Consider the following 26,533-nt stretch of genomic DNA (forward strand, 5'->3'; position numbering starts at 1 on the left):
GAGATAAACGTCCCGGATAGGCTTGGGCGTTCGTTTGTTTCCGTTTATGAACTTCTGCGTGCCGTTATTTGGCCTGAGGGTCTATGGTTGGATGGGTCATAACCTGTGAGGAGGATGAGAAACGATGAGCAGTGTTCGAAATCTGCTTCATGCCGTTGAGAGCATGGAAATGATCGATTTAACCCATGTGCTGGAGGAGGATATGCCGGTTTATCCGACGCACTCGCGCTATTTTCATACCAAGTGGGATTCGTTCGAGACAGGAAGTCCGGCGCTTGTGTGCCAACTGCTCATCAATGAACATTGCGGTACGCATGTAGATGCTACGGGACACTTCTTGAAGGAAGGGGAGCCTGCACACCGGTATATGGCGGAAACACCCCTGGAGCATTGTATGGGAAGGGCGTTGACCCTCGATTTCTCCAGCTATGAAGCTTCGGATCTGGTGTCCAGGCAAGAGGTGCTCTCGTGGGAAAGGGAACATTTTTCCATTGAAGAAGGGGATATCGTATTATTCCGGTTTGGCTGGGACCGGTATTGGACGCCGCGATCCGCCGGCCGAACCTACACGGCCAGTTGGCCCGGTCTGAGCGAGGAAGCTGCCGCCTATCTGGCATCCAAAAAAATAAAGGCTGTGGGATGCGATACGCTGGCCGTTGACAGTTCGCATTCAGACGGCTATCCGGCACATTATCAGCTTCTCGGGAATGGCATTACCATTTTTGAAAACCTGAAAGGATTGGAGCGGATTGCCGGAGAATCCTTCTTTATCGGTTTTCCGCTCAAGATTAAAGGCGGTTCCGGCTCACCGGTTCGGGCGGTTGCTTGGATCCCGAAGAATGAGGCCAGGAGGTTATCTGTTCATCATGCTGAACATCAATAAAATACATCACGCCGCTATCATTTGCTCCGACTATGCGAAATCCAAAGCTTTTTACACGGAGGTGCTCGGTCTTCCGGTAATCCGCGAAACGTACCGGGCGGAACGAAATTCCTATAAGCTGGACCTGCTGGTAGGGAAGGATCATCAGATCGAACTGTTCTCCTTTCCGGGCGCTCCGCCAAGACCCAGCTACCCGGAAGCGCAGGGGTTGAGGCATCTGGCTTTTGAGGTGGACGATATCGAAGAGGCGGTCCAAAAGCTGCAAAATCAAGGCGTTGCAGTCGAGCCCGTCCGCATCGACGAAACAACGGGAAAGCGGTTCACTTTCTTTTCCGACCCCGATGCGCTTCCGCTCGAGCTGTATGAGAAATAACGAACGCTTGCTTGATCATGACGCACTCGCGCAAAGCCTCGAAGCGCAAAAAGGGGCCGTCCCATAAGTAGTTTTTAACTACGCAGGGACGGCCCTGTTTTCTTAACTTCTCGTTTCCATACAGAAAAAAAGGTCGAGTAAAGGGCTATACTTGCACTCTTACTCGACCTTTTTGGTTCATCGTCGCCCACTTTAATAAATTATGGGCAAGGGAAAGCCACCCGACCTCCAGTTGCCATTTCTTCGATTTCTCTTTGTGGTAGGTGCTGTATTTGACAATGGCCTGAACTTCTTCTTGCTCCAAATAGGCGTAGTTTTCTTCTCCGCCATACCCTGCATCGGCAATGACTGTATCCGGCAGTTTGCCTAGAGCCGCTTTCACTTTCTCCAGATGCGGTTTCAAGCAGCGTGTATCCGTTGGACGCTGATGCAGACTGTAACCGACAATAAATTGGTTTTCCGTTCCGATCAGTACGTTGTATCCGGGCTTCAATTACCCATTTCGCATGTGATCCTCCTTCATTCGCATGAACGTTGCGTCCAGATCGGTTTTGCTGCAGCTGTTCCGTTATCCCAAGATCGCTTGATTCTGTTCATACTTCTGCAGTCGGGGCAGCAAGTCCTTCCGCAGAACCCGTACCGCTTTTTTCAATGGCTTGTCTTTGGGTTTGTTTTGCAATTGCTCCTCCAACTGCTGAACCGCCTTCTCCAGCTTTTCGCTTGTGAGGCTGGCGGCTTCGCCGAGCTCTGGCAGATCCCGGCCTTGCTCTTCCTGTTCTTCCTGTTGCCCTGCCGCTTCGATGCTCGCAAACAGTGTCTTCACTTTTTCCTGCAGCTTGGCCTTGTGCTTTACCACTGCCTTTCCCCATACAAACGTATACTTGTTGGCATTGGCTTCGATCTTGGTTCCGTCAACGAAATAGTGCTCCAGCTTGACGTACTTTTCCTCGACAAGAAAACCTAAAATGGCTGTAAAAACCGTTTCGAGGACATCTTTCATCCGCTCGGAGCGGAAGCGGTTAATGGTGTGGAAATCCGGCCGCTGTCTGGCCGCAAGCCACATGAACATGATAATTTCGCGGACGGCTTTGGCGATCTGACGTGAGAAATAGATCCGCTGGGTGTAGGCGCACACCTTTTGTTTTACAAAAATGAAAAAGGGGTACCCCGTCACCTCGGTGACTTATGGGACACCCCCTTGCACTATTTGTTTTGTTTTTTCAAATTTTCCATTTGTTTGAACAGCACTTCCAATTCTTTCTGCAGCACTTCCATATCCTTAAACATTTGGATCATGTCTTTATCTTCCGTAAGCACCTTGATAGCATGCTCAACCATCTTGTTCATCGCGATCCGTCCTTTCGGTATTTGCAATCAGTGTACGGCTGAAAGGAAGAATTCGTGTCCGCGCTTGTACAAGATAAGTGAAATGACGCACCCTTTATTTTTTATTGGAATCTTCATCATCGCCATCGAAGGCATGTTGTATATTATCCATTGTCTGTTCAACGAAATCATTCAGTAAATCGGTTGCGGCCACATCCTGCTGATCGGGTGGTGTATTGATGCCAGCAGCGGTATTGGATGTATCGTTGAGATAATCCTTTTCATTGTCCATTGTATTCATCGTCCTTCCGGGGATTTTTATCCTTTGTATGGTATACAGAACCGTTTCTTTTTATGTAAATCTTTCACGGCAAAAAAACGCCTCTCCATAAAAATGAGATATGACAACAAGCAGAGCGCTGATTCCGTTTGCAATTTCGTTTATTGTTTCATCCGGGGGTTTATGATGAAAACCGCTCGATATCACACATATAGAACCTTACTGGCCAATGCCCGTAGACTAACAAAAGGCATGCTTGATTTAAGGCTTATCATAACGGCCCGTCTAGCGACAGAGGCCCTGGGTTAACGCTCAATCATTTCGGATGACTAAATATACGATAAGGCCCATCACTGGAAAAAACAGTAGGCCAAACAGCACGATAATCGCATATTCCTGGCTTTTGCCCCTGCTCAAAGCATCCCGATAAGCCCAAATGCTTAAAACGATATGTAATACAGAAAGCACAAGGCCAAATACGAAAACAAAAATGATCATACCGCTAAACATAAAGCCTGGTTCCACAACCATTCTCTCACCTCGAATTGTATTCTATTCCTGATTATAACGAAAATTTGGAAGTTTCAATATAAAAAAATCCGCTCTTTTGAGCCGGGTGTATCGGCTGGTATGATTACGGTGCTGCAGAGCAGCAATGCAACCGGCTGGCTCATGAGCCTCGAAAAGTACCAGAATAAGGTGGGGCATGATGCCCCACCAGTGAAAGGAGTAGAATCCATCCGCCCTTCAGATTATAGTTAAATCAGTCAGTAATAGCGGTGACTTCTACTCTTCTTGTTTTTTGAGCAGAGTTGGAATGTTCATCCCTCTGCGTTCGATCTCCTTCTCAAGCATTTTTATAAAGTCCCTGTCTAAATCAAGTTCAATGGCTAGCTTGTACGCATGGATTAGTGCAACGTCAGATATCCTTCGCACTCAAATGTCTCCTTTGATAGCGAATGGATCCTATCCCTTCACCGTGTACAGAATATCCGGAAATGGAATCAATAGAAATATCAAATTCGTTTACCTATATAACCCGTACACCATAGTTCAAAATGCCGATCCGGCGAATGAATACAAAAAGTAATATTAATGGAAGAAAGAGGATTTTGGGTATATGGTTATCATCGAGGCTTGATCGAGGGGGATCATAATAATTCAGGGCCCCGTCTCGCGACGAGGCCCCTTCATGGGAGAGGAGAAACCGGACGAAGAGCTTATGGGGAACGTAAGTCTTCTCCGCGGTTGTCTACGACATTTTCGGATGTCGATGATATAAGGATGACCCGATCGGAACCAAGATATACATCGGCCGGAAAAATTTTTTTAGATTTTTTGTGCAAAAGAATTTGTTTATGGTACGATAGCATTACTACGCAGGTAAAGGAAGGCTGTAAGATGAGAGTCATATCGGGCAGTGCCAAAGGGCGGCCGCTCAAAGCGGTGCCGGGTATGGGGACGAGGCCCACAACGGATAAGGTGAAAGAAGCGGTGTTCAGCATGATCGGACCTTATTTCGACGGCGGACAAGTGCTGGATTTGTTCGCCGGGACAGGCGGGCTCAGTATTGAAGCGCTCAGCCGCGGAATGGACCGGGCCGTGCTGACGGATATGGACAGGAAAGCGATCGACACGATCCGTCACAATCTTCAGAGCACCGGCTTTTCGGACCGGGCTGAGATTTACCGCAATGACGCCTTTCGCGCCATCAAAGCGCTTTCAAAACGGGAGGCGCGGTTTGATCTGGTTTTTGTGGATCCGCCATACAAGTTAAAGATCATCGGGGAGCTGCTGGAGCAATTGCAGCAGAGCGGCTTGCTGGCCGGTGAAGCTCGCGTCGTCGTCGAGCATGATGCGCAGGACCGGCATGAGGAATCCTATGGAATGTTGGAACAGGTACGCCGGGCGGAATACGGGGATACGGCGATAACGATTTATCAAAACCGTACAAGGGTATAGAAACATCAAAGGGCAATGTTATAGGGGGCTGACCATACAAATGGACGTAAAAGAGCAGGGAACCAATCAAAGACTCCAAGTGGCGGTTTATCCAGGAAGTTTTGATCCTGTGACGAACGGGCATCTGGACATTATTCGCCGGGCTGCCAAGGTGTTCGATAAGCTGGTGGTGGCGGTGCTGAACAATACGAGCAAAAATCCGCTGTTTACGCTGGAGGAGCGAATGGAACTGCTGCGCAGGGTGACGGCCGATCTGCCGAATGTAGAAATCGACGGGTTTCGCGATTTGCTTATCAATTATATGCAGAAAAAAAACGCGAATCTTATCGTCAGAGGACTGCGCGCGGTTTCGGATTTCGAATATGAGATGCAGCTGGCGTCGACAAATCGAAAGCTGAAAGATGATATTGAGACGTTCTTTATGACGTCCACGCCCAAATACTCGTACTTAAGCTCCAGTATCGTCAAAGAGGTTGCCCGGTTCCACGGGCCGGTGGTCGATTTGGTGCCTCCCGAGGTAGAAAAGGCGCTGAAGGGCAAATATGGAACCGGGGTAAAGGCTTAGGCCGCGTAGAAAAAACGCCTTGTTCCTTAATACTCCTGCATCGCCGGGCTACCGCAGATTCCTTTACAGCGGACCGTTCCTTTGGCGTCCCCGGTAAAAGAGAAAGGCTGCGAACACCGAAAGCACTAGAAGGATCAAGATGACGGTTCCGAACTGGAGCATCATCGGGCTAATGAACGGCCAGAGACTGTCGCGTCCGGCATCCCAATCGGAGCCGTAGATACCATAGTTGGCGAGAACGGGCTGTTCTTGGCTCATCCAGCTCATTAGCGGCTTCCAGGAGACCAGCGTCAGCACAAAGGCGATGCTTCCATGGTGGATGCGCGACCGTACAAAATGCAAATACCGCAGATCCGTCGAGACGGTCAGGCTTTTGACTTGTGCATGGGTGGACAGGCCGCCCCAAGCCAGCAGCATGCTGAGAAGCGCATAAAAGAACGAACTTTGGGATGCACCGGCCGCCTGCGCCATCGCGTAAGCGCCCAGGTGCGGTTCGAATAAACCGGTCAATAGTGCGGAGATCAGCGAAAGCGCGTCGCCTGGATTTGCTCCGAGCAGGGAAACGGCGGAAGCCAGCGCCTCCGGCAGGCCGGTAAGGGACAGGGCATGGACCAGTATGGAGAACATCATGATGTACCCGCCAATAATGAAAAGCTGCTGCACACCGGAAGAGACGGCATCACCCAGCAGCTTGCCGAACGTCCGGCCGTCGCGGACCCTCGCTTCATAAAACGCTTGAAAGCTGTGAGAGATCCAGCCTTTTCCGGCGTGTTTTTTCACGGGAGCGTACCTTCCGGAACCGAACCGGTGAAAGACGGCCATGAGCAGGGCCGCGGCATAATGGATAATGGCGAGCGCGAGTCCGGCGGCAGGGCTGCCGAGGAAACCGACGCCGACGACGCCGATCATAAATACGGAACTGGACATATGGGAAACGGCCAACAGCCGTTCGCCTTCTTCCCGTGTAAGCAGCCCGTCCTTGCGAAGTGCGCTTACCCCTGCGGCTCCGGCGGGCATGCCTGCCGTGAAGCCGAGGGAGATTACCCAGCCTCCGGCGCCGGGGAGCCGAAGGAGTGCGCGCAGCAAAGGCTCCATCAATGCGCCGAGGCCGTGCAGGACTCCCATCCCGCGCAGCAGCTCGGTAATGATCAGGAACGGCAGCAGCGCCGGGAACACAAGCTTCCACCAGAGGCTCAAGCCTTGAAGGGAGGCTTGAAAGGCTTGGTCGGGGAACAAGATGATGCTGATCACCAAAGCAAGCGCCGCAGCGCCTAAGTACAACGTAGTCAAGCGTGGGGAGAGAAGGGCCTGCAACGCTTTCATCCGAATCACTCCAGCTTTTTAAATCAGATTGGTACATGTTTACGCTTTGTCCGCATGGATTAGACCATGCCGACGCACCATACAGAGAGATGGTTATCATAAGGAACGGGTGGGGAAACGCTCTATGGGAGAGGCTCGACATATGAAACGGGCGTCACGCATCGTTTTTTCGGTTTTCACTGCCATAGCTTTGTTGTATCTCATTTATTTCATGCCGCTGCCGCTGTATATTTTCAAACCCGGCACGGCCGATGTTATACAGCCTATGGTTCAAGTGGAGCAGGCTGCGTCCGAAGAAGAGAAAGGGCAGTTTATGCTGACGACGGTCGCGGTAAGCGATGCAACGGTGTACGGGTACCTGATGTCGTTTATAAGCCCTTATCAGGAGCTGCGTTTAAAGGAGGACCTGCTGCGCAAGGGAGAGTCCGAATCGGAATATACCCAGCGGCAAGCGGTCGTCATGATGACATCGCAAGCGGATGCGATTCAGGCTGTCTATAACAAGTTGAACATTCCATATCGGATCAGCCATGACGGGGTCGTCGTCGAGCATATTTATCCCGATTATCCGGCTCATGAGATCCTTCGGGCCGGGGATTATATCGTCAAGGTGGATGATAAGCTCATTACAACGGCGGATGAATTAAGGGCGTCGTTAGCGAATAAAAAAGCAGGGGATACGGCGGCCATAAGCTATAAGCGGGGAAACGTCATCCGGACGGGCAACATCGCTTTGGCGGTTCTGCCAAGCGAGGACGCCACTGCTCCGGCAGGTGCCCATAGGCAAAGAGCCGGATTGGGCATCGTTCCTGCAGAGGTTCACAGCGTTAAGGCGGAAGACGAAAGCAAACAAGTGTCGATTAAGGCTGGGAACATCGGCGGCCCCTCCGCCGGGCTGATGTTTGCGCTTGAGATTTATAACCGTTTTGTACCGGAAGATATTACGAAAGGGTACAAAATCGCAGGCACCGGTGAAATTGACCCGGAAGGCAATGTTGGGGTGATCGGGGGCATTCAACATAAGGTTGTCGCAGCCGACCGGGCGGGAGCCGACATTTTCTTCAGCCCCAAGGATTACCGTACGCCGGACGGTCGAACGATCCCCAACTATACGGATGCAAAGAAGCGGGCTGAAGAAATCGGTACGGACATGACCGTCGTTCCCGTAGGAACGTTGGATGAGGCTTTGCAGTACTTGGCCGGTTTGCCGGTCAAGCCAAGCAGTTAGACCGGATACGAATGGGCGCTTCGTAATAATCTCTGAACCAATCGTCCGGTGTCGGCGACGCATAGCCCAAGGCATAGACGGATGTTGCGCGGATATCCAGCTCCAGGAGCGGCGAGGCTGCTGTGGTCACTTTGGTGACGATAGGCACCTTCGCCGTTTTTTTCATCCGTTTGAGCAGCTCCTGTCCTTTCGGGCTGAAGCCCAGCACCCGCAAATACGGAACGCCCTGCCGCAGCGTTTCGGGGGATAGGTCCTGCTTGCTATGGTTCAGCAGGATACGCAACAGGGTCCGCTGCAGCTTGGTTCGCGTGTACCGCTTCGTTTTGAGCTTGTCGATCAGCGTCTCCACCAAAGCTTGTGCTGCGTCCCCGTCGGTATCCGGACGAAGGTCCGCCAGCGCCTTGCGGATACGGTGCTCAAGCCCCTCGGTCACCTCATGAAAGGACGTAAGCTGCTCCGGGCTGTGATGCATCAGCTGCAGCAGCAGCGGCTTCGCAAAGCGCTCCCAATCGACCGGTCCGCGGCCGGCCTTCCATTCGCGGGTCATGATCTCCAGTGTTGCGGCGGGCACGAAAGGTCGGATGCCCGTAAGCGACCGGTCCGTCATCAGGATCCGTCGGATGGCCGTAGCGCTGGCAATCCGGTTATCGGTGATATTCGCCTGGTTAAATTCCGCTTTCGTTCTTGTGATCGCGAACGGTTCAATCCGGCTTTGAAGACGGCGCAGCGCGATCACATAATGAAGCCCGAGCGTATTGTTCGGCTTTGCCAATTCTTCTTCCTTGGCCCCGGGCAGAAGATGAGATACCGCTTTGCTGTAGGCCGCCGGATACGGCATGCCTTTTTTCAGCTCGAGCTGCAGCAACCGTGCCAGCTCTTCGGGCTCCTGGTGCAGCTTGTCCGCCGCCGCCTTCAACCAATCGATGCTGCCGCTCTCGCAGCCGAAGCACAGGCTGTCTACGATCCCGGTAGCGTCCAAAGCGGACACCGCTCCGTAAGCAAACCATTCCGCAGGCTGGGCGGAGAAGGCGACAGGCAGCTCCAGCACGAGGTCGGCGCCCATGCGCAGCGCCATCTCGGCGCGCGCCCATTTATTGACGACGGCCGGCTCGCCCCGTTGAAGGAAATGACCGCTCATGATACAAATCGCACTGTCCGCTCCCGTAACCTTTTTCGATTGTTGGTAATGATAGTAGTGACCGTTATGCAGCGGATTATATTCGACAATTAAACCGACCGTTCGCATAGGGAATGTCCTCCGTTCATGCTGTACAGTGCATTTTCACAACATAGACACATGATTATTCACTATAGCACGAACTGAAAATGTTGACAAAATGTAACGGTTGTCGATATAATAATCTTTGTTTGTTTGGGGTGATCTCGTGTTTATACATTTAAAGGATTTGGCTGCAAAAGGCACGATCCGGCTGGAAGGCACCGAGGATTTGACCGGGTTTCTTCCGAAATCGGGAAGCTTGCTGGATTATGGTCCCCTGCACGTCCGACTGGAGGCGCAGGATCAAGCCGGTGCTGCGGAAGTTTCCGGAGAGCTGGAAATCGATGTGGAACAAGCCTGTTCCCGATGCCTTGCTCCGGTAGCTCAACATTTGACGATTCCGTTTCACGAAACGTTCGTCAAAAGCGAAGAAAAGCTGCTGGATGCATCCGATGACGAAGAAGAGAACGAGGAAGACGTGCTTTACGTCTCAGAGGATCGAATAGAGCTGAAGCCTTATCTGGTCGAGAGCGTGATGCTTGCCGTGCCGTTCATTCCGCTGTGCAGTGAAGATTGCAAGGGGCTGTGTCCCGTTTGCGGAACCAACAGAAACGAACAGGCTTGCGGCTGCCACCAGGACAAGGTGGACCCGCGTCTGGCCGGACTGGCGGATTTCTTTAAAGATCAATCGTAGGCGGGCGGCAATGAATTCGTTGAAGGAGGTGGGAATATGGCAGTACCTCAAAGGAGAACATCCAAAACGCGCCGTGACAAGCGCCGTACTCACTTTAAATTAGAAGTTCCGGGCATGATTAAATGTGACAATTGCGGAGAGTTGAAAATGGCTCACCGTGTATGCAAAGTTTGCGGTCATTACAAAAAAAGAGAGATCGTGAACCAGTAATCGCATACGGTTCGAGAAAATAGTGCTTCCCTCTGGGGTGAGGCGCTATTTTTTTTGCCGGCCAACTTCCATTTTAAACAGGAATCCTTTATACTTTTCTTTATGACTTGGTCATAAGATGAAGTGTTCAGTGGGAGGAGTGAAAAGAAAAGCTCCTGCTTACACGCCAATAGTTTGATGTAAAAGGGTTTGAATGAGAAGTTTTTCGTACATATGTGAACAAAGGTGGTGCTCGTCATCGAACGCATACCGAAACGACAGCGCCAGCAGCAGTTGGCCAAAGCGATAGAAGAGAACCCTTTTATTACGGATGAAGAATTAACACGATTGTTCCAGGTAAGTATACAAACCATCCGGCTGGATCGGCTGGAACTCGGTATCCCCGAGCTGCGCGAGCGGATGAAGATGATGGCCGAGCAGTCTTATGACCAAGTGCGGTCTCTTCCCCTTCACGAAGTCATTGGGGATGTGATCGATCTTCAGCTTGACAAAAGCGGGATTTCCATCTTTGAAATCAAAGAGGAGCATGTGTTCTCCCGTACGAAAATCGCACGGGGTCATCATATTTTCTCCCAGGCGAATTCGCTTGCCGTAGCGCTGATCAACGATCAGGTCGCCCTCACGGCGGCGGCGGACATCCGCTTTGTGCGGCAGGTCCGTTTGGGGGAAAAGTGCATCGCGAAGGCGTATGTCCGTTCCATTTCCAAAGGAAAAGCGAAGGTGGAGGTATTTACCTACGTCGGAGACGAGGTAGTGTTTCAAGGAAATTTCATTATTTATCATTCGAAAAAAGACCGCTCCGAAGGAGGTGGAGCTCATGCGGATCGCGATTGATGCGATGGGCGGAGACCACGCGCCGCAAGCGGCGGTAGAAGGGGCTGTCTCTGCGGCTAGAGAGTGGGCGGATATTACCGTCATTCTGGTGGGGGACACCGACCGGCTCCAGCCGCTTCTTCAAGGAAACAAGCCGGCCAATCTCGAGCTTCGGCATGCCTCCGAAACGATTGAAGCCGATGACGAGCCCGTCAAGGCGGTTCGGCGCAAAAAAGACGCTTCCATGGTGGTTGCGGGCCGGATGGTGAAGGAGAAGGAAGCCGATGCGATGATTTCGGCGGGCAATACAGGTGCGCTCATGACGACGGGGCTGCTTGTGGTCGGCCGGATTCCGGGCATCGAGAGGCCGGCTTTGGCTCCGATGCTGCCGACGACGGACGGGGAAGGCATACTGGCGCTTGATTTGGGAGCCAACATGGATGCCACTGCAAATCAATTGGTGCAGTACGCTATCATGGGTAGCCTGTATCGAAGCAAGGTGCACGGTCTTCATGAGCCGCGTGTCGGTCTTCTTAACGTAGGTACGGAAGCCATGAAGGGCAATGAAGTGGCCAAAGCGGCCTTCCCGCTGCTGGAACAAGCGCCGATACGGTTTGTCGGCAACGTGGAGTCCAGGGATGTGCTGCGGAAGCCCTGTGACGTTGTCGTGTGCGACGGCTTTGCGGGCAACATCATGCTGAAGTCGATGGAAGGTACGGCATCCGTTATTTTCTCGGCGTTGAAAGAGGAGTTTACGCGTACCTGGTACACCAAGCTTGCCGCTGCGATCGTGAAAAAGGGGCTGGGCCAATTCCGCAAAAAGCTGGATTACACGGAACACGGCGCCGCTCCGCTGCTCGGCATCGACGGCTTGGTGCTGAAAAGCCATGGTTCTTCCAATGCCCTGGCGTTCAAAAATGCGGTGCGGCAAGCCCGGCTGGCCTTGAAGAACGATTTGGTCGGAAGTATATCGACAGAAATCCGTAATGGAAGCGAGTTGTAAACCAATGAACTTATTGCCTGTTGGTATTATAGGGACGGGAAAATATGTGCCCGAGCGGGTGCTGACGAATCAAGATCTGGAAAAAATGGTGGACACAAACGACGAGTGGATCGTTACCCGTACCGGGATTCGTGAACGCCGGATGGCTTCTCCCGAGCAAGCCTCGTCCGATTTGGCTTATGAGGCCGCTTTGCAGGCGCTAAAAAATGCGGGAATTACGGCGGAACAGCTCGATCTGATCGTTGTGGCGACGGTTACGCCGGATATGGCCTTCCCTTCGACGGCCTGCATTTTGCAGGAAAAGCTGGGGGCGAAGAAAGCGGCGGCTTTCGACTTGTCCGCAGCCTGCACCGGATTTATTTACGGTCTGGCCAATGCGTCAAATTTTATTGCGACCGGAACGTATAAATATGCGCTTGTGGTCGGAGCGGAATGCCTGTCCAGGATCACGGATTACACCGACCGGAACACCTGCATTTTGTTCGGCGACGGGGCGGGTGCCGCAGTCCTTGGCGTCGTGCCGGAAGGCCGCGGTTTCCAATCGTTCGAGCTTGGCGCCGACGGCACCGGGGGACAGCTCCTGAAAGTTCCGGCCGGGGGCTCCCGTTATCCCGCCTCTCCGCAAAGCCTGGAAGGCAAGCAGCATTTTATTTTTATGGCCGGATCGGAAGTGTTCAAATTTGCCGTGCGCGTCATGGGCAGTGCCGCGGAAGAGGCGCTTCGCAAAGCGGGAATGGATAAATCCGAAATCGATCTGCTCGTGCCCCATCAGGCGAATATCCGCATTATCCAATCGGCGTTGAACCGACTGGAGCTAAGTCAAGAGAAATGCATGATCAATCTGGACAAGTACGGCAACGTCTCGGCGGCTTCGATCCCGATCGCCCTTGCGGAAGCGGTGGAAGCGGGCAAAGTGGAGGAAGGCAGCCGTCTGCTGCTCGTCGGCTTCGGCGGCGGCCTGACCTGGGGAGCTTCCGTACTGGTATGGTAATAAAATACCTGCAGACCAAGCGGGATAGAAAGGAGCTGTCTTGACATGGGGAAAATCGCATTCGTGTTCCCGGGGCAAGGGGCCCAGGCCGTAGGCATGGGCAAAGATATCTATGAAGCCGAAGCGGCGGCACGGTCGATCTTTGATTCGGCCGACAAGGCGCTGGGTTTCAGCTTGACGAAACTGATCTTTGAGGGACCCGAGAATGAGCTGAAATTGACTTATAATACGCAGCCGGCGCTGCTGGCGACGAGCATGGCTTACCTGGAGCTTTTCCGCTCCCGTCACGGCTTGCAGCCGGATTATTTGGCAGGACACAGTTTGGGCGAATACAGCGCCCTTGTGGCGGCCGGTGTGCTCGGTTTCGAGGACGCGGTTCGCACCGTCCGGGCGCGCGGCGAGTTTATGGACGCAGCCGTACCTGCCGGGCAGGGAGCGATGGCTGCCGTGCTCGGAGCGGAGCGCGAGGCTTTGCAAACCCTCTGTGCCGAGATCAGCGGCAGCGGAGCGGTGGTGGAGCTTGCCAATCTGAATTGTCCGGGACAGATCGTCATTTCCGGCAGCAAGGAAGGCGTGCAGGCGATTGTTGAACGCGGCAAGGAGGCGGGAGCCAAGCGCGTTATTCCGCTCGAGGTAAGCGGACCGTTCCATTCCTCTCTGATGAAGCCGGCCTCGGAACGTTTATCCGGCGTTTTGTCCGGCTTGAAGATGAACCGGGCGAGCATCCCGGTCGTAGCCAACGTAACGGCCAAGCCGGCGGGAGAACCCGACGAGATCCGGCAGCTGCTGGTCGATCAGGTTCATTCGTCCGTGCTTTGGGAGGATAGTGTATCGTGGCTGATCCGGCAGGGTGTGGATACGTTTGTGGAAATCGGAAGCGGAACCGTGCTGGCCGGACTGCTCAAGAAAATCGACCGCAGCGTAAAAGTGTATTCCGTGAACAGTCTGGAAGCGATCGAGAAGTTCCGGCTGGAATCTAACGTATAACCTGTATGGGAGGGATGGAAGGATATGCTTACGGGTAAAGTAGCGCTGGTGACCGGTGCTTCACGCGGCATAGGCCGGGCGATCGCTTTGTCGCTTGCGGAGGCCGGCGTGGATGTAGCTGTCAACTATGCAGGAAGCGAAGCGGCTGCGGCGGAAACGGTGCAGCAAATCGAAGCGATGGGACGCAAAGCGATCAAGGTAAAGGCGAATGTAGGTGCGGTTCAAGAGGTTGAGGATATGTTTAAACAGATCCTGGAAACGTTCGGCCGGATCGATATCCTGGTCAACAACGCGGGCATTACGCGAGACAATTTGATCATGCGTATGAAAGAGGAAGAATTCGATCAGGTGATCGAAACGAATCTTAAGGGCGTGTTTAACTGCCTCAAGGCGGCAAGCCGTCCGATGATGAAGCAGCGTTCCGGACGGATCATCAATATTTCGTCTGTGGTCGGAGCGCTTGGCAATGCCGGTCAAACCAACTATGTAGCAGCCAAGGCAGGGGTTATCGGCATGACGAAAGCAGCGGCCAAAGAGCTTGCCTCCCGCGGAATTACAGTAAACTGCGTGGCTCCCGGATTTATCGAAACCGATATGACCGACAAGCTGTCGGGCGAGATGAGAGATCAACTGCTTCAGCAAATCCCTCTTGCCCGGCTGGGTCAGCCGGAGGATATCGCCAAGGCGGTTCGTTTCCTGGCTTCCGAGGATTCCTCGTACATGACCGGTCAAACGATTCACGTCGACGGCGGCATGTATATGTAACCCTTCCCGGGGCAACTACTAGACAGTGCGACCTGTGAAATTTCGGGTGGGTTGAACCCGGTTGAAGGCGGGAAAAGGCGTGAAATTGTTTTTTTTCGTGTCCCCAATGCTGACTATGGCAATTTGTCCATAAGTTAAGTATAATACCAAAGAGGAGGTGAACCGGATGTCCGATGTATTGGATCGTGTAAAACGTATCGTCGTTGACCGTCTTGGTGTGGATGAGGCGGAAGTGACGCTTGAAGCATCTTTTAAAGATGATTTGGGTGCCGATTCTCTCGATGTCGTAGAATTGGTTATGGAATTGGAAGATGAGTTTGATATGGAAATCTCTGATGAGGATGCAGAGAAAATTACTACTGTAGGTCAAGTAGTTGAGTACATAAAATCTCATACTTAATCATTCTAAGTCCCGTTTCTTTATGTGACGGGACTTATCTCCATTCCGAACCCCGGGAAGCTTCTCTTTACGCTTTTTTATAAAGAAATAAATAACGAAAGTTATTTTAAAATAGAGGTGGGTTAAAGTGAAACAAAGAGTCGTAATTACGGGTCTCGGCGTGATGTCCTCGCTCGGGCGCGATCTTGAAACGTTTTGGGCAAGCCTGCTCGCCGGCAAGTCCGGAATAAGCCAGATTGAGTCCTTCGATGCATCCGAATATCCTACTCGAATTGCTGCGGAAATCAAAGACTTTAATCCTGAGGAATACTTCGACAAGAAGGAAGCCCGTCGAATGGACCGATTTGTGCAGTTTGCCGTGGCGGCCACTCTGATGGCATTGAAAGACTCGGGACTGAATATTAAGGAAGATACCAATCCCGAACGTGTAGGCGTTTATGTAGGATCGGGCATCGGCGGTCTGTCCACTTGGGAGGAGCAGCATAAAATCCTGCTTGAAAAAGGACCGAAACGCGTGAGTCCTTTCTTCATTCCGATGATGATCGCGAATATGGCTTCGGGTCAAATCTCCATGATTACGGGAGCCAAAGGGCCCAACAGCACGGCAGTCACCGCCTGTGCCACAGGTACGCACTCCATTGGCGACGCATTCAAGAAGATTCAGTACGGCGATGCGGATGTCATGATTTGCGGAGGTGCGGAAGCTACGATCAGCCCGACCGGGGTCGCCGGCTTTTGCGCGCTGCGCGCGATGTCCACACGCAATGACGAGCCGGAGAAGGCGAGCCGCCCTTTTGATATCGGACGCGACGGCTTCGTTATGGGCGAAGGCGCAGGCATCCTCATTCTTGAATCGCTTGAGCATGCTTTGAAGCGCGGCGCCCGGATTTACGGCGAGGTTATCGGTTACGGCATGAGCGGCGACGCTTACCATATGACAGATCCCGATCCGAACGGCGCAGCCCGCTGCATGGCAGCAGCGGTGAAAGACGCAGGCATTTCGTTTGAAGCGATCGATTACATTAATGCGCACGGCACCTCGACACCGGTCGGCGATAAATCTGAAACCACTGCGATCAAGACAGCTTTTGGCGATCACGCTTATAAGCTGGCTGTCAGCTCCACCAAGTCGATGACAGGCCATCTTCTTGGCGCTGCGGGCGGAGTGGAGGCGCTGATCTGCGCGCTTGCATTGAAGCACGGAACGATCCCGCCGACGATCAATCTGGACGATCAGGATCCGGAATGCGATTTGGATTATGTTCCGAATGTGGCGCGTCAAGCGGATCTTCATGTCGTGATGTCCAACTCGTTCGGCTTTGGAGGCCATAACGCCACCGTCATTCTCAAGAAATTCGAAGCATAAAATGTTCTCGTGGTTGTCTATACTAAAATATTGTTTCGTGGAACCACGGTTCCACGAAGCCATCCGCCCACACGAAGGTGATAAGATATGCATCGCAACCTGAAGCAGCTCCAGTCGGAATTGCGCTTGCCCTTTAATAATCCTGATCTTCTTCGACAGGCATTTACGCATTCCTCTTATGTGAACGAACACCGCGTAGGTCATTACAAGGATAACGAACGGTTGGAGTTTTTAGGGGATGCTGTCCTGGAACTGACGGTATCGGAGTACTTGTTTGAGAAGTATCCTGACCGTCCGGAAGGAGAACTGACCAAATTAAGAGCTTCGATCGTCTGCGAGCCCTCGCTTGTCGGCTTTGCCGAACAGCTCGATTTCGGATCTTATGTGCTGCTCGGCAAAGGAGAAGAGCTGACCGGAGGAAGAACCCGTCCGGCCCTGCTCGCAGATGTGTTCGAATCGTTTATCGGCGCCTTGTATTTGGATCAGGGGTTGGAAACGGTAAGGACGTTTTTGCAAAAGCATATGTTTCCTCATCTGCCTCAGCAGGGGCGTTTGCTTACGGCTGATTTTAAAACGTTTTTGCAGGAGCATACGCAGCAGCGTAATCTGGGTCCGCTGGAATATAAGATCGTAGACGAACGGGGTCCGGCGCATGAGCGGGAATTTGTTGCGGAGGTTTATCTTCACGATCAACTGCTGGGTCAAGGGACCGGGCGTTCCAAAAAGGAAGCGGAGCAGCAAGCGGCGGCAGAAGCATTAGACACACTGCAGGTAAAGGTTCAGAAGCCATAACGGAAATGGGAGTGGAAGTGGCGGCCGGTGTAACAGGTCGTCGCTTTTTTTATGCGTTAAAGGCAACTGTATCTACTAAGTCTAGGGAATATGTTACAATAGCCGTAAGAGGTGAGCGAATTGTTTTTGAAACGTATCGAGCTTTCGGGCTTTAAATCGTTTGCGGACCGCACCGAACTGGAGTTTGTTCAGGGGATTACCGCGGTGGTCGGACCCAACGGCAGCGGGAAAAGCAATATTTCCGACGGCATTCGCTGGGTGCTGGGGGAGCAGAGCGCCAGGTCGCTGCGCGGAGGCAAGATGGAAGACATCATTTTTGCCGGCAGCGACGCCCGCAAAGCGGTTAACTACGGGGAAGTGTCGCTGACGCTGGATAATACCAGCCAATCGCTGCCGCTCGATTATAATGAAGTGACGGTGACCCGCAGAGTTCACCGAAGCGGCGAGAGCGAATACCTCATCAATAAGCAGCCTTGCCGGCTGAAAGATATTACCGAGCTGTTCATGGATACGGGGATCGGGAAAGAAGCCTACTCGATCATTGGCCAAGGGCGAATCGAGGAAATTTTGAGCACGAAGTCGGAGGATCGCCGGGGGATATTTGAGGAAGCTTCGGGGATTGTGAAATATAAATCGCGCAAGAAAGAAACGGAAAAAAAGTTGCAGGAAACCGAACAAAATCTGCTGCGGATACACGATCTCGTGACGGAGCTGGAGGACCAATTGGAACCGCTGCGAATTCAATCGGAGAAGGCTGTTCGATTCAAAGAATTGAAAGAGCAGCTGAAATCGAGCGAAATCGCAATGTATGTATACCAGATTGAGCAGATCCACGCAACATGGTCTGAAACCAATGCCAAGCTCGAAGAGCTGCGTCAGGCCCAGCTGGAGTTGTCGGGCTTTGTAAGCGTGCACGATGCCCAGCTTGAAACCGACCGTCTGGAAATGAGAAAGCTGGAGGAGAATATCGAGCAGCTTCAGCAGCAGCTGCTGAAGCTCAGCGAGGACTTCGAGAAGTGCGAAGGTCACGGAGAAGTATTAAAGGAGCGGAAAAAGAACTACGCCGCCAACCGGAATCAGCTTGAGCTGACCATAAGGCAGCAAGAACAGCGTCTTCTCGAAAAAGAAGCGGAAATTACTGCGCTGCGGGACAAGCTTGGGGAGATTGCCAGCCGTCTGTCCGAAACGGAGGCGCTCCTGAAGGCGGAGGAAGACCGTCTGCTGGGCGTTGCTGGCGGAACCAGCAGCGCCGAGGAGGACAGGCTCAAAAGCGAGCTGCTGGAGGTGTTGAACGCTTCGGCCAACGCGCGCAACGAGGCGAGGTATGCCGAGCAGCAGCTTGAGGCACTGACCCGCCGGATGGACCGGCTGGGCGACGAGCATAGGAAGTGGGCCGAACAGCAGGAGAGCATTGCCGAGCGCAAGGCGAAGCTGGAGCACAGATTGCAGCAGGTCGTCGATGGAATTGCCGAAGTGCGCAACCGGTATTTAGATTTGAGCCAAGGTCTGAAAGAAAAGCAGACGTTGTTGGAAGAGGCTCTGGCGACCGTGCGCAAATGGGAGCAAAAGCTGGACGCCATGGTGTCCCGGCGCGATACGATGCGTGAGATGGCAAACGATTACGACGGCTTTATGCACGGCGTTAAAGAGGTGCTGAAAGCAAAGAAACGCGGTGATTTGCGCGGTATTCACGGCGCTGTCGCCGAGCTGGTGAAGGTGCCTGCACATGTGGAGCTTGCCATGGAGACGGCGCTGGGCGGCGCGCTTCAGCATATCGTCGTGGATAACGAGGCGAACGGGCGGGAGGCGATTGCTTTTCTGAAGCGCCGGCAGCTTGGCCGTGCTACATTCCTGCCTCTGGATGTCATCCGGGGACGGTCGATTCCGGACAGCGAGCAGCGACAGGTGCAGGGAATGGAAGGGTTTGTCGGGATTGCCGTCGATCTGGTGCAGTTCGACGAGTCTTATCGCCAAATTGCCTCAAGCTTGCTGGGCAATGTTATTATCGCGCAGACGCTGGAAATGGCTAACCGGATTGCGGCCAGGGTGCAATACCGCTATCGCGTTGTCACGCTGGAGGGCGATGTGGTCAATCCCGGAGGGTCGATGTCTGGAGGAAGCCAGCAAAAGAAAACGGCCAGCTTGCTTAGCCGGCAGCGTCAGATTGAGGAAATGGACAAAGAAATCGCTCAATCCGAATCCCAGCTTCGCAGTCTGCGTGCAAAAGCGGAACAGATGCGGCGCGAGATCGGGGAAGCGTCGAAAGAATTGGACGAGCTGCGGGCGCTTGGCGAAAACCGGCGGATTGAAGAGCAGCAGATCCGGGCATCGCTGGAACCGCTGGAAAATGAGGCAAAGCAGGTCGCTCAGCAGCTTGAGCTCTATGGAGCAGACGGGCAGTCGCTTGCGGAAGAGCGGGCTGAGCTGGAGAAGCGCCGGATCAGCGCGCTTGAGGCTTTAGAGCGCCTGCAAGGCGAAGAGACGGCCCTGCAGGGAGCGATTCGCGAGGCGGAAATCCGCCGTAAAGCGAGCGAAATGGCCAAGGAGGAGCTGCAAACCCAGCTGACCGATCTGAAGGTAACCGCAGCCTCCCAGTCGCAGGAAAAGCAGTCGCTGCAGGAGCAGGATCGCCGCTTGCGGGCAGAGTTCGACGCGCTGAAGGCAGAGTTGGAGGCCAATCGGGAGCTGCAGCGGCAGCAGGAGTCGGATATGGCGAACCACGAGCAGGAAAGCGTGCTGCAAATCGAGCAGCTCAACGATTTGAAGCTGAGGAAGCAGCAGTGCGCCGAGCAGTTGGATATGAAGCGCGCTAAACGCTCGGAATGGATCGCGAAGCTGGAAGCGGAAGAAAGCAAAACAAAGGATCAGCGGACGAAGCTTCGCCAAGTGGAGGAACAGCTGCACCAGACGGAAGTGCGCGTAAACCGCTTGGACGTGGAACTGGAGAATCTGCTCAAGAAGTTGTGGGATGACTACGAGCTTAGCTACGAGCTGGCGAAGGTGCGCTATCCCGTTCCTGAGGATGTGCTGGGTACGCAGAACAAAGTCCGCGAGCTCAAACGCGAAATCGCTATTCTCGGCGAGGTGAACCTCGGCGCGATCGATGAATATCAGCGCGTCAATGAGCGTTATCAATTTTTATCCGAGCAAAAGAATGACCTTGTGGAGGCGAAGACCGCGCTGTATGCTGTGATCCGCGAGATGGACGAGGAGATGGGAAGACGGTTCCGCTCGACCTTCGATGCGATTCGTTCACACTTTGTTGTTGTCTTTGCAAAGCTGTTCGGCGGCGGCCGGGCGGATCTCATCCTGTCCGAACCGGATCGTCTGCTTGACACGGGCATTGAGATTGTGGCGCAGCCTCCGGGCAAAAAGCTGCAAAATCTCCAGCTGCTTTCCGGCGGCGAACGGGCGCTTACAGCCATCGCGCTGTTGTTCTCGATCATTCGCGTCAAGCCGGTGCCGTTCTGCGTGCTCGATGAAGTGGAAGCGGCGCTGGATGAGGCCAATGTAGCCCGCTTTGCCGAGTACTTGCGCGAATTCTCGCAGCAAACGCAGTTTATCGTCGTGACGCACCGCAAAGGGACGATGGAGGAAGCGGATGTCCTGTACGGCGTAACGATGGAGGAAGGCGGCGTATCCAAGCTCGTCTCCGTTCGCTTGGAGGAAGACGAGGCGATCATGGAGGCCGGTTGACCGGCGGCGGCTGTGCCGCAATACATTCGGGCTCACGTATAGTTATATTGATCATAAAGGCAGGTGCTCAGCAGTGAGCTTTTTCAAACGTCTGAAGGAAACGATCTCGACCAAGACCGAATCGGTAACCAATAAGTTTAAAGAAGGCTTGGCGAAAACAAGAGATGTGTTCGTCGAGCGGGTGGAGGACTTGTTCTCGCGCCGCAAAAAAATCGACGAGGATTTTTATGAGGAGCTTGAGGAAATTTTAATCGGCGCCGATGTTGGCGTGAATACGGTTTTGAAGCTGATCGACGACCTCCGAAGCGAAGTTCGCAAACGCAAAATCGAAAATCCGGGCGAGCTCCAGCCGATTTTGTCTGAAATGCTGATTGCGCTGCTCAAGGCCAGCGAGCAGGCGGAGCTCAAGATGGCGGAGAACGGACTGACGGTCATCTTGTTCGTCGGCGTGAACGGGGTAGGCAAAACGACCACGATCGGCAAAATGGCGCATAGGTTGAAGTCGCAGGGCAAAAAGGTGCTGCTTGCGGCTGGCGATACCTTCCGGGCAGGCGCGATTGAGCAGCTGGAGGAATGGGGACGCCGCGTCGGTGTGGACGTCATCAAACAGCAGGCCGGCTCCGATCCGGCGGCTGTGATGTACGATGCGCTGCAGGCGGCCAAATCGCGGGGGGTTGACGTGCTGCTGTGCGATACGGCCGGGCGGCTGCAGAACAAAGTGAACCTGATGGAGGAGCTAAACAAAATTTATCGCGTCATTCGCCGCGAAGTGCCGGAAGCGCCGCATGAGGTGCTGCTCGTACTGGATGCGACGACGGGACAGAATGCGATGACCCAGGCCAAGCTGTTCGACGAGAAATCGGGGCTGACCGGCCTTGTTTTAACGAAGCTGGACGGAACGGCCAAAGGTGGCATCGTCGTGGCCATCCGTCAAGAACTGAAGCTGCCGGTCAAATTCGTCGGTCTTGGGGAAAAGATGGACGATCTGCAGCCCTTCGATTCGGATCAGTTTGTACATGCCCTGTTCAGCAAATGGATTGCGGAATCGGATAAGGACCAGGAGCAGGCGGAGAGCTGACGCTAGGCTTACCGGTAAGGCAAAGGCTCTCTGGATCCCGTTCTGACAGGCATTTATGCTGACAAGGAGAAAATCTTGACAACGATCTGCGAATTCAGTATGATAGGTGGTGTTGCTTGCTGTAAAGTGTTTTACCTTAACGGAGGTGAGGCACGAATGACGGAGGAAACCGTCCTTTCGAAGACGACCCGGATCAATTTGCTGTTCGATTTCTACGAACGGCTGCTGACGGAGAAGCAGCAGATTTTTTTGAAGCATTATTTTCATGACGATTATTCGCTTGGGGAGATTGCGGCCGAATTCGGCATCAGCCGCCAAGCGGTATACGAACATATTAAACGGGCCGAATCCGTGCTGGAGGATTATGAATCGAAGCTGCAACTGCTCGCCAAACATGAAGAGCGGCGGAAGCTCCTTCAGCAGCTTGAGCTTGTAGTCCGGGACTTGCCCGCAGCAAAACAAGCGGAAGTCAGGGCTATAACGGAACACCTGTATGAACTTGACTAATATTCCCTTCGCAAGGTGGTGAAGCCCTTATGGCATTCGAAGGATTATCCAGCCGACTGCAAAGCGTATTCAGCAAGCTTAGAGGAAAAGGAAAACTTACGGAGGACGATGTCAACGAGGCGCTGCGCGAGGTGCGCCTTGCTCTGCTGGAAGCGGACGTGAACTTCAAGGTCGTCAAAGAATTTGTCGCGAAGGTGAAGGAACGGGCGATCGGGCAGGAAGTGATGCAAAGCTTCACGCCGGGCATGGTCGTAGTCGACATCGTAAACAAGGAGCTCACCGCCTTGATGGGCGGCACACAGAGCAAGCTGGTTCGTGCAAGCAAGCCGCCGACGGTCATTATGATGGCGGGTCTGCAGGGGGCGGGAAAAACGACGACCTCCGGCAAGCTGGCCAAGCTGCTGCTGCAGCAAAATCACAGACCGCTGCTTGCGGCGGCGGATATTTACCGTCCGGCAGCGATCAAGCAGCTGCAGGTGCTTGGGGAGCAGCTCAAAATCCCGGTATTCTCGCTCGGCGATAAAGTAAGTCCGGTGGAGATCGCCAAGCAGGCGCTACAGCATGCGAAGGATCATAACAACGATTATTTGATCATCGATACTGCGGGTCGCTTGCATATTGACGAAAGCTTGATGGACGAGTTGAAGCAAATCGCGGAAGCGGTGAATCCAAACGAAATTTTGCTTGTCGTCGACGCGATGACCGGACAGGACGCCGTCAATGTAGCGGAAAGCTTCCATAAACAGCTTGAGCTTACCGGTGTTGTTCTGACAAAGCTGGACGGCGATACGCGTGGCGGGGCTGCGCTGTCGGTTAAAGCGGTCACAGGCTGCCCGATTAAGTTCGCTGCGATGGGCGAAAAGATGGATGCGCTGGAGCCGTTCCATCCGGAACGGATGGCTTCAAGGATTCTCGGCATGGGCGATATGCTGACCTTGATCGAGAAAGCGCAGGCGACCATTGACGCCGATAAAGCCAAGGAGATGGAGCGCAAGCTGCGCACGGCCGAGTTTACGTTCGATGATTTTCTTGATCAGATGGAGCAGGTCAAAAAGCTCGGTCCGCTTGATCAGCTGCTCGACATGCTGCCCGGCGCAGGCAAGATGAAGGGGATGAAGGACCTCAAGGTGGACGACAAGCAAATGTCGCGGGTCGCTGCAATCGTCAAATCGATGACGAAGGAAGAAAGGCAAAACCCGGATCTGCTGAATCCGAGCCGGCGCAAGCGTCTGGCGGCGGGCAGCGGCAATTCCATCCAGGACGTCAACCGTTTCATCAAGCAGTTTGAAGACATGCGCAAAATGATGAAGCAATTCTCCGGCATGATGGGCCCCAAAGGGGCCAAGCAGTTGAAGCAGCTCAAGAAGCTCGGCCGCGGGATGAAGTTCCCGTTCTAAAGATTTTTGATTCTATTGGGGAGGTGATATGCATGGCAACTCGCATTCGTCTGAAGCGTATGGGTGCTCACAAGGCTCCTTTTTACCGCGTAGTGGTTTCGGATTCCCGTTCTCCGCGCGACGGTCGCTTTATCGAAGAGATTGGCACATACAATCCGGTGGCTCAACCGGCCATTGTCAATATTGACGAGGAAAAAGCACTGAAATGGCTTCAAACTGGTGCTCAAGCTTCCGATACTGTTCGCAGCTTGTTCAGCAAAGCCGGAATTATGACTAAGTTTCACGAATCCAAACTGCAGAAGAAGTAATCTGTAAGATTCGGAGGGTACGATGAAGGATCTTATTACCGTTATCGCTAAGGCGTTGGTGGATCATCCCGAAGAAGTACGCGTGAATACGGTGGAAGATGAACGCACCATTACGTTCGAGCTGTCCGTTCACCCGGACGATGTCGGGAAAGTGATCGGCAAGCAGGGACGTATTGCCAAAGCGCTTCGCACCGTAGTCACATCTGCTGCAGTGAAGGAACCCAAACGGGTTTCGGTTGAAATCGTATCGTAATGGAAAAGATGAGGGTTAGGAGCTGCTCCTAACTCTTTTCTTCTATATAAAGCAGGCTCCGGAGGTAACGATGAGCGAAAAGTTATACACGGTCGGCAAAATTGTAAATACGCACGGCATTCGCGGCGAGCTCAAGATCGTGCCGCAGACCGATTTTTTGGAAGAGAGGTTTGCCAAGGGCAGCAAGCTCGTGTTTTTTAATCCTGAGAACGGTGACACCCTTCCCGTTATCGTTGAATCGTCGCGGGATCACAAAAATATGATCATTGTCCGGTTCCAGGGCTACAACAATATCAATGAAGTGGAGAAGTACAAAGGGTGGCTGCTGAAGGTCGAAGAACAGTACTTGTCCGAGCTGGGGAATGATGAATTTTATTACCATGAAATCATCGGCTGCCGCGTCTTTACCGAAGAGGGGGAGGAGCTTGGGACCATCAGCGAAATATTATCCCCCGGCGCCAACGATGTGTGGGTGGTGGAGCGCTCTGCAGGCAAACCGCTGCTGCTTCCTTACATCGATGAGGTCGTTTTGAAAGTGGACGTGGAGCAAAAAAGAGTGACGGTGCATCTGATGGAAGGTCTGTTGGAGCTATGAAAATCGACGTACTGACCCTATTCCCGGAGATGTTTGAGGGCGTGTTTTCCTCCAGCATATTAGGGAAGGCACAAGAGAAAGGGCTGTTGCAGCTCGGCACGGTGAATTTCCGGGATTATGCAAACAACAAGCATAACACCGTCGATGATTACCCCTATGGCGGGGGCGGCGGCATGGTGCTCAAGCCCGAACCGATTTTCACAGCGGTGGAGGAGTTGACCTCCGTCCTGGAGCAGCGTCCCCGGATCATTCTGATGTGTCCCCAGGGCGAACCCTTTACGCAAAGGAAAGCGGAAGAGCTTTCACGCGAGAAGCATCTCATTTTTATTTGCGGTCATTATGAAGGCTACGACGAACGGATCCGGGAGCATCTGGTGACGGACGAGCTCTCCATAGGCGATTACGTGCTTACCGGGGGCGAGCTTCCTGCTATGGTGGTCATCGACAGTGTGGCACGCCTGATTCCGGGTGTCCTTGGCAACGAAACGTCGGCTGTTACCGATTCGTTCAGTACGGGACTTCTCGAATATCCGCACTATACGCGTCCGGCCAAATTCCGTGACTGGGAGGTACCGGACATCCTGATATCCGGACATCACGGCAACATTAAGGATTGGCGGCGAAAACAATCGCTGCTGCGAACGTGGAAAAAGCGACCGGATCTGCTGGAGCATGCAGTGCTGACGGAAGAAGAGCGACGCTGGCTGGAGGAACAAAAGGCGAAAGAAGCTGTCCGGCAGCGCTCTGAAGGTCATGAGTGACTCTCTGATCAAGCGTATGGTTGCGAACAAAAATTTTCCTAATATTTGCATTTTTAATAGAAATATGATAAGATCTAACCAACAAAAGAAACGTGCGGAAGAACCGCCTTATGTCATGCTAGTTTTGCATGCATAAGGCGGTTTTTGCGTTTAGGGTTGGCTCATTCCATTCCGGAACCCGTACGTTGACAGGATACAGAAAGGAGGGGCATGCGTGTTCCGCACAAAATGGAGAAGAAAAGTGTTCCACTGGCTGAAGGAGCTGCGAATTCCGATAAGGAGGCACACATGTCAAAGATCATAGTAGCGGTGCTCATGGCCGTTCTGCTCTCGGGAGCCGCGCTCTATGTTCTTGGAGCACAGATTGTTCCGGCCGCGGGTTCGGCGGGAAACCAGACGAAAGCACAAATCCATGACGCATTTCAATGAGGAGAGAGTGGACCTATGGGGAAATTAGAGATTGCCTGCCTTATTGCCGTACGGCTTGAAGGGGCGGCCATGTTTTTATCGGGGGCCCGGACGGAGCCGTCGCAACCGAAGGGCATCCAATCTGAATGCCGGCATCACAGCGGCTGCGGCTCGATAAGACGATGAGCAAGCTGATCATTACTTGCTTGAGTGTCGTTCTGATCTTTGGTATTTGCGTCTATATTTTTCGTCCGGCAGGCGGACAAGGGATGGGAGAGCAAATAAAAGACGGCCATAGGAGGATCACAGAGAATGTCCGCGGTTTTGATTACATCACCGACTGACAGGAG

At 53.2% G+C, this 26,533-nt stretch carries 32 protein-coding genes and 1 pseudogene; 26 read left to right on the forward strand and 7 right to left on the reverse strand.

Features of this window, described 5'->3' with window-relative positions; all coding sequences use genetic code 11:
• Positions 1-124: 124 nt before the first annotated feature.
• Both IJ22_RS05840 and gloA2 read left to right on the forward strand, forming a co-directional pair.
• Positions 125-883 (forward strand): cyclase family protein, encoded by a 759-nt coding sequence (locus tag IJ22_RS05840; RefSeq protein WP_062407892.1) that lies wholly within the window; start codon positions 125-127, stop codon positions 881-883.
• Positions 870-1,256: an SMU1112c/YaeR family gloxylase I-like metalloprotein gene (gene gloA2 / locus IJ22_RS05845; RefSeq protein WP_201023621.1), complete on the forward strand. Its 387-nt coding sequence runs from the start codon at positions 870-872 to the stop codon at positions 1,254-1,256. The genes IJ22_RS05840 and gloA2 overlap by 14 nt, the downstream gene beginning before the upstream one ends.
• A 220-nt stretch (positions 1,257-1,476) precedes the next feature.
• Here gloA2 and IJ22_RS27265 read toward each other — a convergent pair.
• From IJ22_RS27265 to sda, 5 genes and pseudogenes are all read right to left on the reverse strand, one after another.
• Positions 1,477-2,430 (reverse strand): annotated as a pseudogene (locus IJ22_RS27265) (transposase); the annotation flags it as partial.
• A gap of 29 nt (positions 2,431-2,459) precedes the next feature.
• The gene (locus IJ22_RS26250; protein WP_160327348.1) at positions 2,460-2,603 is read right to left on the reverse strand and encodes a hypothetical protein; all 144 of its coding nucleotides are present in this window, start codon (positions 2,601-2,603) and stop codon (positions 2,460-2,462) included.
• A 94-nt stretch (positions 2,604-2,697) separates the two neighbouring features.
• Entirely contained in the window at positions 2,698-2,874 is a 177-nt protein-coding gene (locus IJ22_RS05855) for a hypothetical protein (protein ID WP_235594263.1), read from the reverse strand.
• A gap of 300 nt (positions 2,875-3,174) precedes the next feature.
• A complete protein-coding gene (locus IJ22_RS05860; RefSeq protein WP_418007113.1) occupies positions 3,175-3,360 on the reverse strand; it encodes a PLDc N-terminal domain-containing protein in 186 nt (61 codons plus the stop codon).
• Positions 3,361-3,648: 288 nt separating this feature from the next.
• A complete protein-coding gene (gene sda, locus IJ22_RS26985) occupies positions 3,649-3,798 on the reverse strand; it encodes a sporulation histidine kinase inhibitor Sda (RefSeq protein ID WP_082660703.1) in 150 nt (49 codons plus the stop codon).
• 465 nt (positions 3,799-4,263) lie between these two features.
• On the opposite strand from sda, the gene rsmD reads away from it, so the two are divergent.
• Together rsmD and coaD are read left to right on the forward strand one after the other, a co-directional pair.
• On the forward strand, positions 4,264-4,824 hold the full coding sequence (gene rsmD, locus IJ22_RS05865; protein WP_062407896.1) for a 16S rRNA (guanine(966)-N(2))-methyltransferase RsmD: 561 nt from the start codon (positions 4,264-4,266) through the stop codon (positions 4,822-4,824).
• Positions 4,825-4,864: 40 nt separating this feature from the next.
• Positions 4,865-5,389 (forward strand): pantetheine-phosphate adenylyltransferase, encoded by a 525-nt coding sequence (coaD, locus tag IJ22_RS05870; protein WP_054818951.1) that lies wholly within the window; start codon positions 4,865-4,867, stop codon positions 5,387-5,389.
• A gap of 63 nt (positions 5,390-5,452) precedes the next feature.
• On the opposite strand, the gene IJ22_RS05875 is transcribed toward coaD, so the two are convergent.
• Positions 5,453-6,712 carry a nucleoside recognition domain-containing protein gene (locus IJ22_RS05875; RefSeq protein WP_062407898.1) on the reverse strand — a complete coding sequence of 420 codons (1,260 nt, stop codon included), beginning with the start codon at positions 6,710-6,712 and terminating at the stop codon, positions 5,453-5,455.
• A 142-nt stretch (positions 6,713-6,854) separates the two neighbouring features.
• Here IJ22_RS05875 and IJ22_RS05880 point away from each other — a divergent pair, with 142 nt between their 5' ends.
• The gene (locus IJ22_RS05880) at positions 6,855-7,940 is read left to right on the forward strand and encodes a SepM family pheromone-processing serine protease (RefSeq protein WP_235594264.1); all 1,086 of its coding nucleotides are present in this window, start codon (positions 6,855-6,857) and stop codon (positions 7,938-7,940) included.
• On the opposite strand, the gene IJ22_RS05885 is transcribed toward IJ22_RS05880, so the two are convergent.
• Entirely contained in the window at positions 7,924-9,186 is a 1,263-nt protein-coding gene (locus IJ22_RS05885) for a nucleotidyltransferase (protein ID WP_062407902.1), read from the reverse strand. The genes IJ22_RS05880 and IJ22_RS05885 overlap by 17 nt on opposite strands.
• 139 nt (positions 9,187-9,325) lie before the next feature.
• On the opposite strand from IJ22_RS05885, the gene IJ22_RS05890 reads away from it, so the two are divergent.
• The 21 genes from IJ22_RS05890 (at position 9,326) to IJ22_RS25650 (ending at position 26,527) form a co-directional block, all read left to right on the forward strand.
• Positions 9,326-9,853, forward strand: coding sequence for a YceD family protein (locus IJ22_RS05890; RefSeq protein WP_054818952.1), 528 nt, complete (start codon positions 9,326-9,328; stop codon positions 9,851-9,853).
• 36 nt (positions 9,854-9,889) lie between these two features.
• Complete coding sequence (gene rpmF, locus IJ22_RS05895; RefSeq protein ID WP_062407904.1) at positions 9,890-10,063, forward strand: 50S ribosomal protein L32; 174 nt, start codon at positions 9,890-9,892, stop codon at positions 10,061-10,063.
• Positions 10,064-10,288: 225 nt separating this feature from the next.
• Positions 10,289-10,897: a transcription factor FapR gene (fapR, locus tag IJ22_RS05900; protein ID WP_062407907.1), complete on the forward strand. Its 609-nt coding sequence runs from the start codon at positions 10,289-10,291 to the stop codon at positions 10,895-10,897.
• Positions 10,881-11,879, forward strand: a complete 999-nt coding sequence (gene plsX, locus IJ22_RS05905; RefSeq protein WP_062407908.1) for a phosphate acyltransferase PlsX — start codon at positions 10,881-10,883, stop codon at positions 11,877-11,879. Before fapR ends, plsX begins: the two co-directional genes overlap by 17 nt.
• 4 nt (positions 11,880-11,883) lie before the next feature.
• Positions 11,884-12,870 (forward strand): beta-ketoacyl-ACP synthase III, encoded by a 987-nt coding sequence (locus IJ22_RS05910; protein WP_054818953.1) that lies wholly within the window; start codon positions 11,884-11,886, stop codon positions 12,868-12,870.
• Positions 12,871-12,915: 45 nt separating this feature from the next.
• Entirely contained in the window at positions 12,916-13,857 is a 942-nt protein-coding gene (gene fabD / locus IJ22_RS05915) for an ACP S-malonyltransferase (RefSeq protein ID WP_054818954.1), read from the forward strand.
• A gap of 24 nt (positions 13,858-13,881) precedes the next feature.
• Positions 13,882-14,622: a 3-oxoacyl-[acyl-carrier-protein] reductase gene (gene fabG / locus IJ22_RS05920; RefSeq protein WP_062407910.1), complete on the forward strand. Its 741-nt coding sequence runs from the start codon at positions 13,882-13,884 to the stop codon at positions 14,620-14,622.
• 166 nt (positions 14,623-14,788) lie between these two features.
• Positions 14,789-15,022, forward strand: a complete 234-nt coding sequence (acpP, locus tag IJ22_RS05925; protein ID WP_010501107.1) for an acyl carrier protein — start codon at positions 14,789-14,791, stop codon at positions 15,020-15,022.
• A 127-nt stretch (positions 15,023-15,149) separates the two neighbouring features.
• The gene (fabF, locus tag IJ22_RS05930; protein WP_062407911.1) at positions 15,150-16,388 is read left to right on the forward strand and encodes a beta-ketoacyl-ACP synthase II; all 1,239 of its coding nucleotides are present in this window, start codon (positions 15,150-15,152) and stop codon (positions 16,386-16,388) included.
• 87 nt (positions 16,389-16,475) lie between these two features.
• Positions 16,476-17,180, forward strand: a complete 705-nt coding sequence (gene rnc, locus IJ22_RS05935) for a ribonuclease III (protein ID WP_054818956.1) — start codon at positions 16,476-16,478, stop codon at positions 17,178-17,180.
• A 120-nt stretch (positions 17,181-17,300) separates the two neighbouring features.
• Complete coding sequence (smc, locus tag IJ22_RS05940; RefSeq protein WP_062407913.1) at positions 17,301-20,876, forward strand: chromosome segregation protein SMC; 3,576 nt, start codon at positions 17,301-17,303, stop codon at positions 20,874-20,876.
• A gap of 73 nt (positions 20,877-20,949) precedes the next feature.
• Complete coding sequence (gene ftsY / locus IJ22_RS05945; protein ID WP_062407914.1) at positions 20,950-21,954, forward strand: signal recognition particle-docking protein FtsY; 1,005 nt, start codon at positions 20,950-20,952, stop codon at positions 21,952-21,954.
• 156 nt (positions 21,955-22,110) lie between these two features.
• Positions 22,111-22,461, forward strand: a complete 351-nt coding sequence (locus IJ22_RS05950) for a putative DNA-binding protein (protein WP_062407917.1) — start codon at positions 22,111-22,113, stop codon at positions 22,459-22,461.
• 29 nt (positions 22,462-22,490) lie between these two features.
• Entirely contained in the window at positions 22,491-23,858 is a 1,368-nt protein-coding gene (gene ffh / locus IJ22_RS05955) for a signal recognition particle protein (protein ID WP_054818957.1), read from the forward strand.
• Positions 23,859-23,890: 32 nt separating this feature from the next.
• A complete protein-coding gene (gene rpsP / locus IJ22_RS05960; RefSeq protein ID WP_054818958.1) occupies positions 23,891-24,166 on the forward strand; it encodes a 30S ribosomal protein S16 in 276 nt (91 codons plus the stop codon).
• A 22-nt stretch (positions 24,167-24,188) separates the two neighbouring features.
• Complete coding sequence (locus IJ22_RS05965) at positions 24,189-24,419, forward strand: KH domain-containing protein (RefSeq protein WP_062407918.1); 231 nt, start codon at positions 24,189-24,191, stop codon at positions 24,417-24,419.
• A gap of 70 nt (positions 24,420-24,489) precedes the next feature.
• The gene (gene rimM, locus IJ22_RS05970) at positions 24,490-25,014 is read left to right on the forward strand and encodes a ribosome maturation factor RimM (protein WP_054818959.1); all 525 of its coding nucleotides are present in this window, start codon (positions 24,490-24,492) and stop codon (positions 25,012-25,014) included.
• Entirely contained in the window at positions 25,011-25,775 is a 765-nt protein-coding gene (gene trmD / locus IJ22_RS05975; protein WP_054818960.1) for a tRNA (guanosine(37)-N1)-methyltransferase TrmD, read from the forward strand. Before rimM ends, trmD begins: the two co-directional genes overlap by 4 nt.
• Positions 25,776-26,063: 288 nt before the next feature.
• Positions 26,064-26,204: a hypothetical protein gene (locus IJ22_RS26515; protein ID WP_171005856.1), complete on the forward strand. Its 141-nt coding sequence runs from the start codon at positions 26,064-26,066 to the stop codon at positions 26,202-26,204.
• Positions 26,205-26,219: 15 nt separating this feature from the next.
• Complete coding sequence (locus IJ22_RS26255) at positions 26,220-26,369, forward strand: hypothetical protein (RefSeq protein WP_160327349.1); 150 nt, start codon at positions 26,220-26,222, stop codon at positions 26,367-26,369.
• Complete coding sequence (locus IJ22_RS25650) at positions 26,330-26,527, forward strand: hypothetical protein (protein WP_054818962.1); 198 nt, start codon at positions 26,330-26,332, stop codon at positions 26,525-26,527. The genes IJ22_RS26255 and IJ22_RS25650 overlap by 40 nt, the downstream gene beginning before the upstream one ends.
• Positions 26,528-26,533: the final 6 nt, after the last annotated feature.

It is taken from the genome of Paenibacillus naphthalenovorans (assembly GCF_001465255.1).
In the GTDB taxonomy this organism is placed as follows: Bacteria; Bacillota; Bacilli; order Paenibacillales; family NBRC-103111; genus Paenibacillus_G; species Paenibacillus_G naphthalenovorans.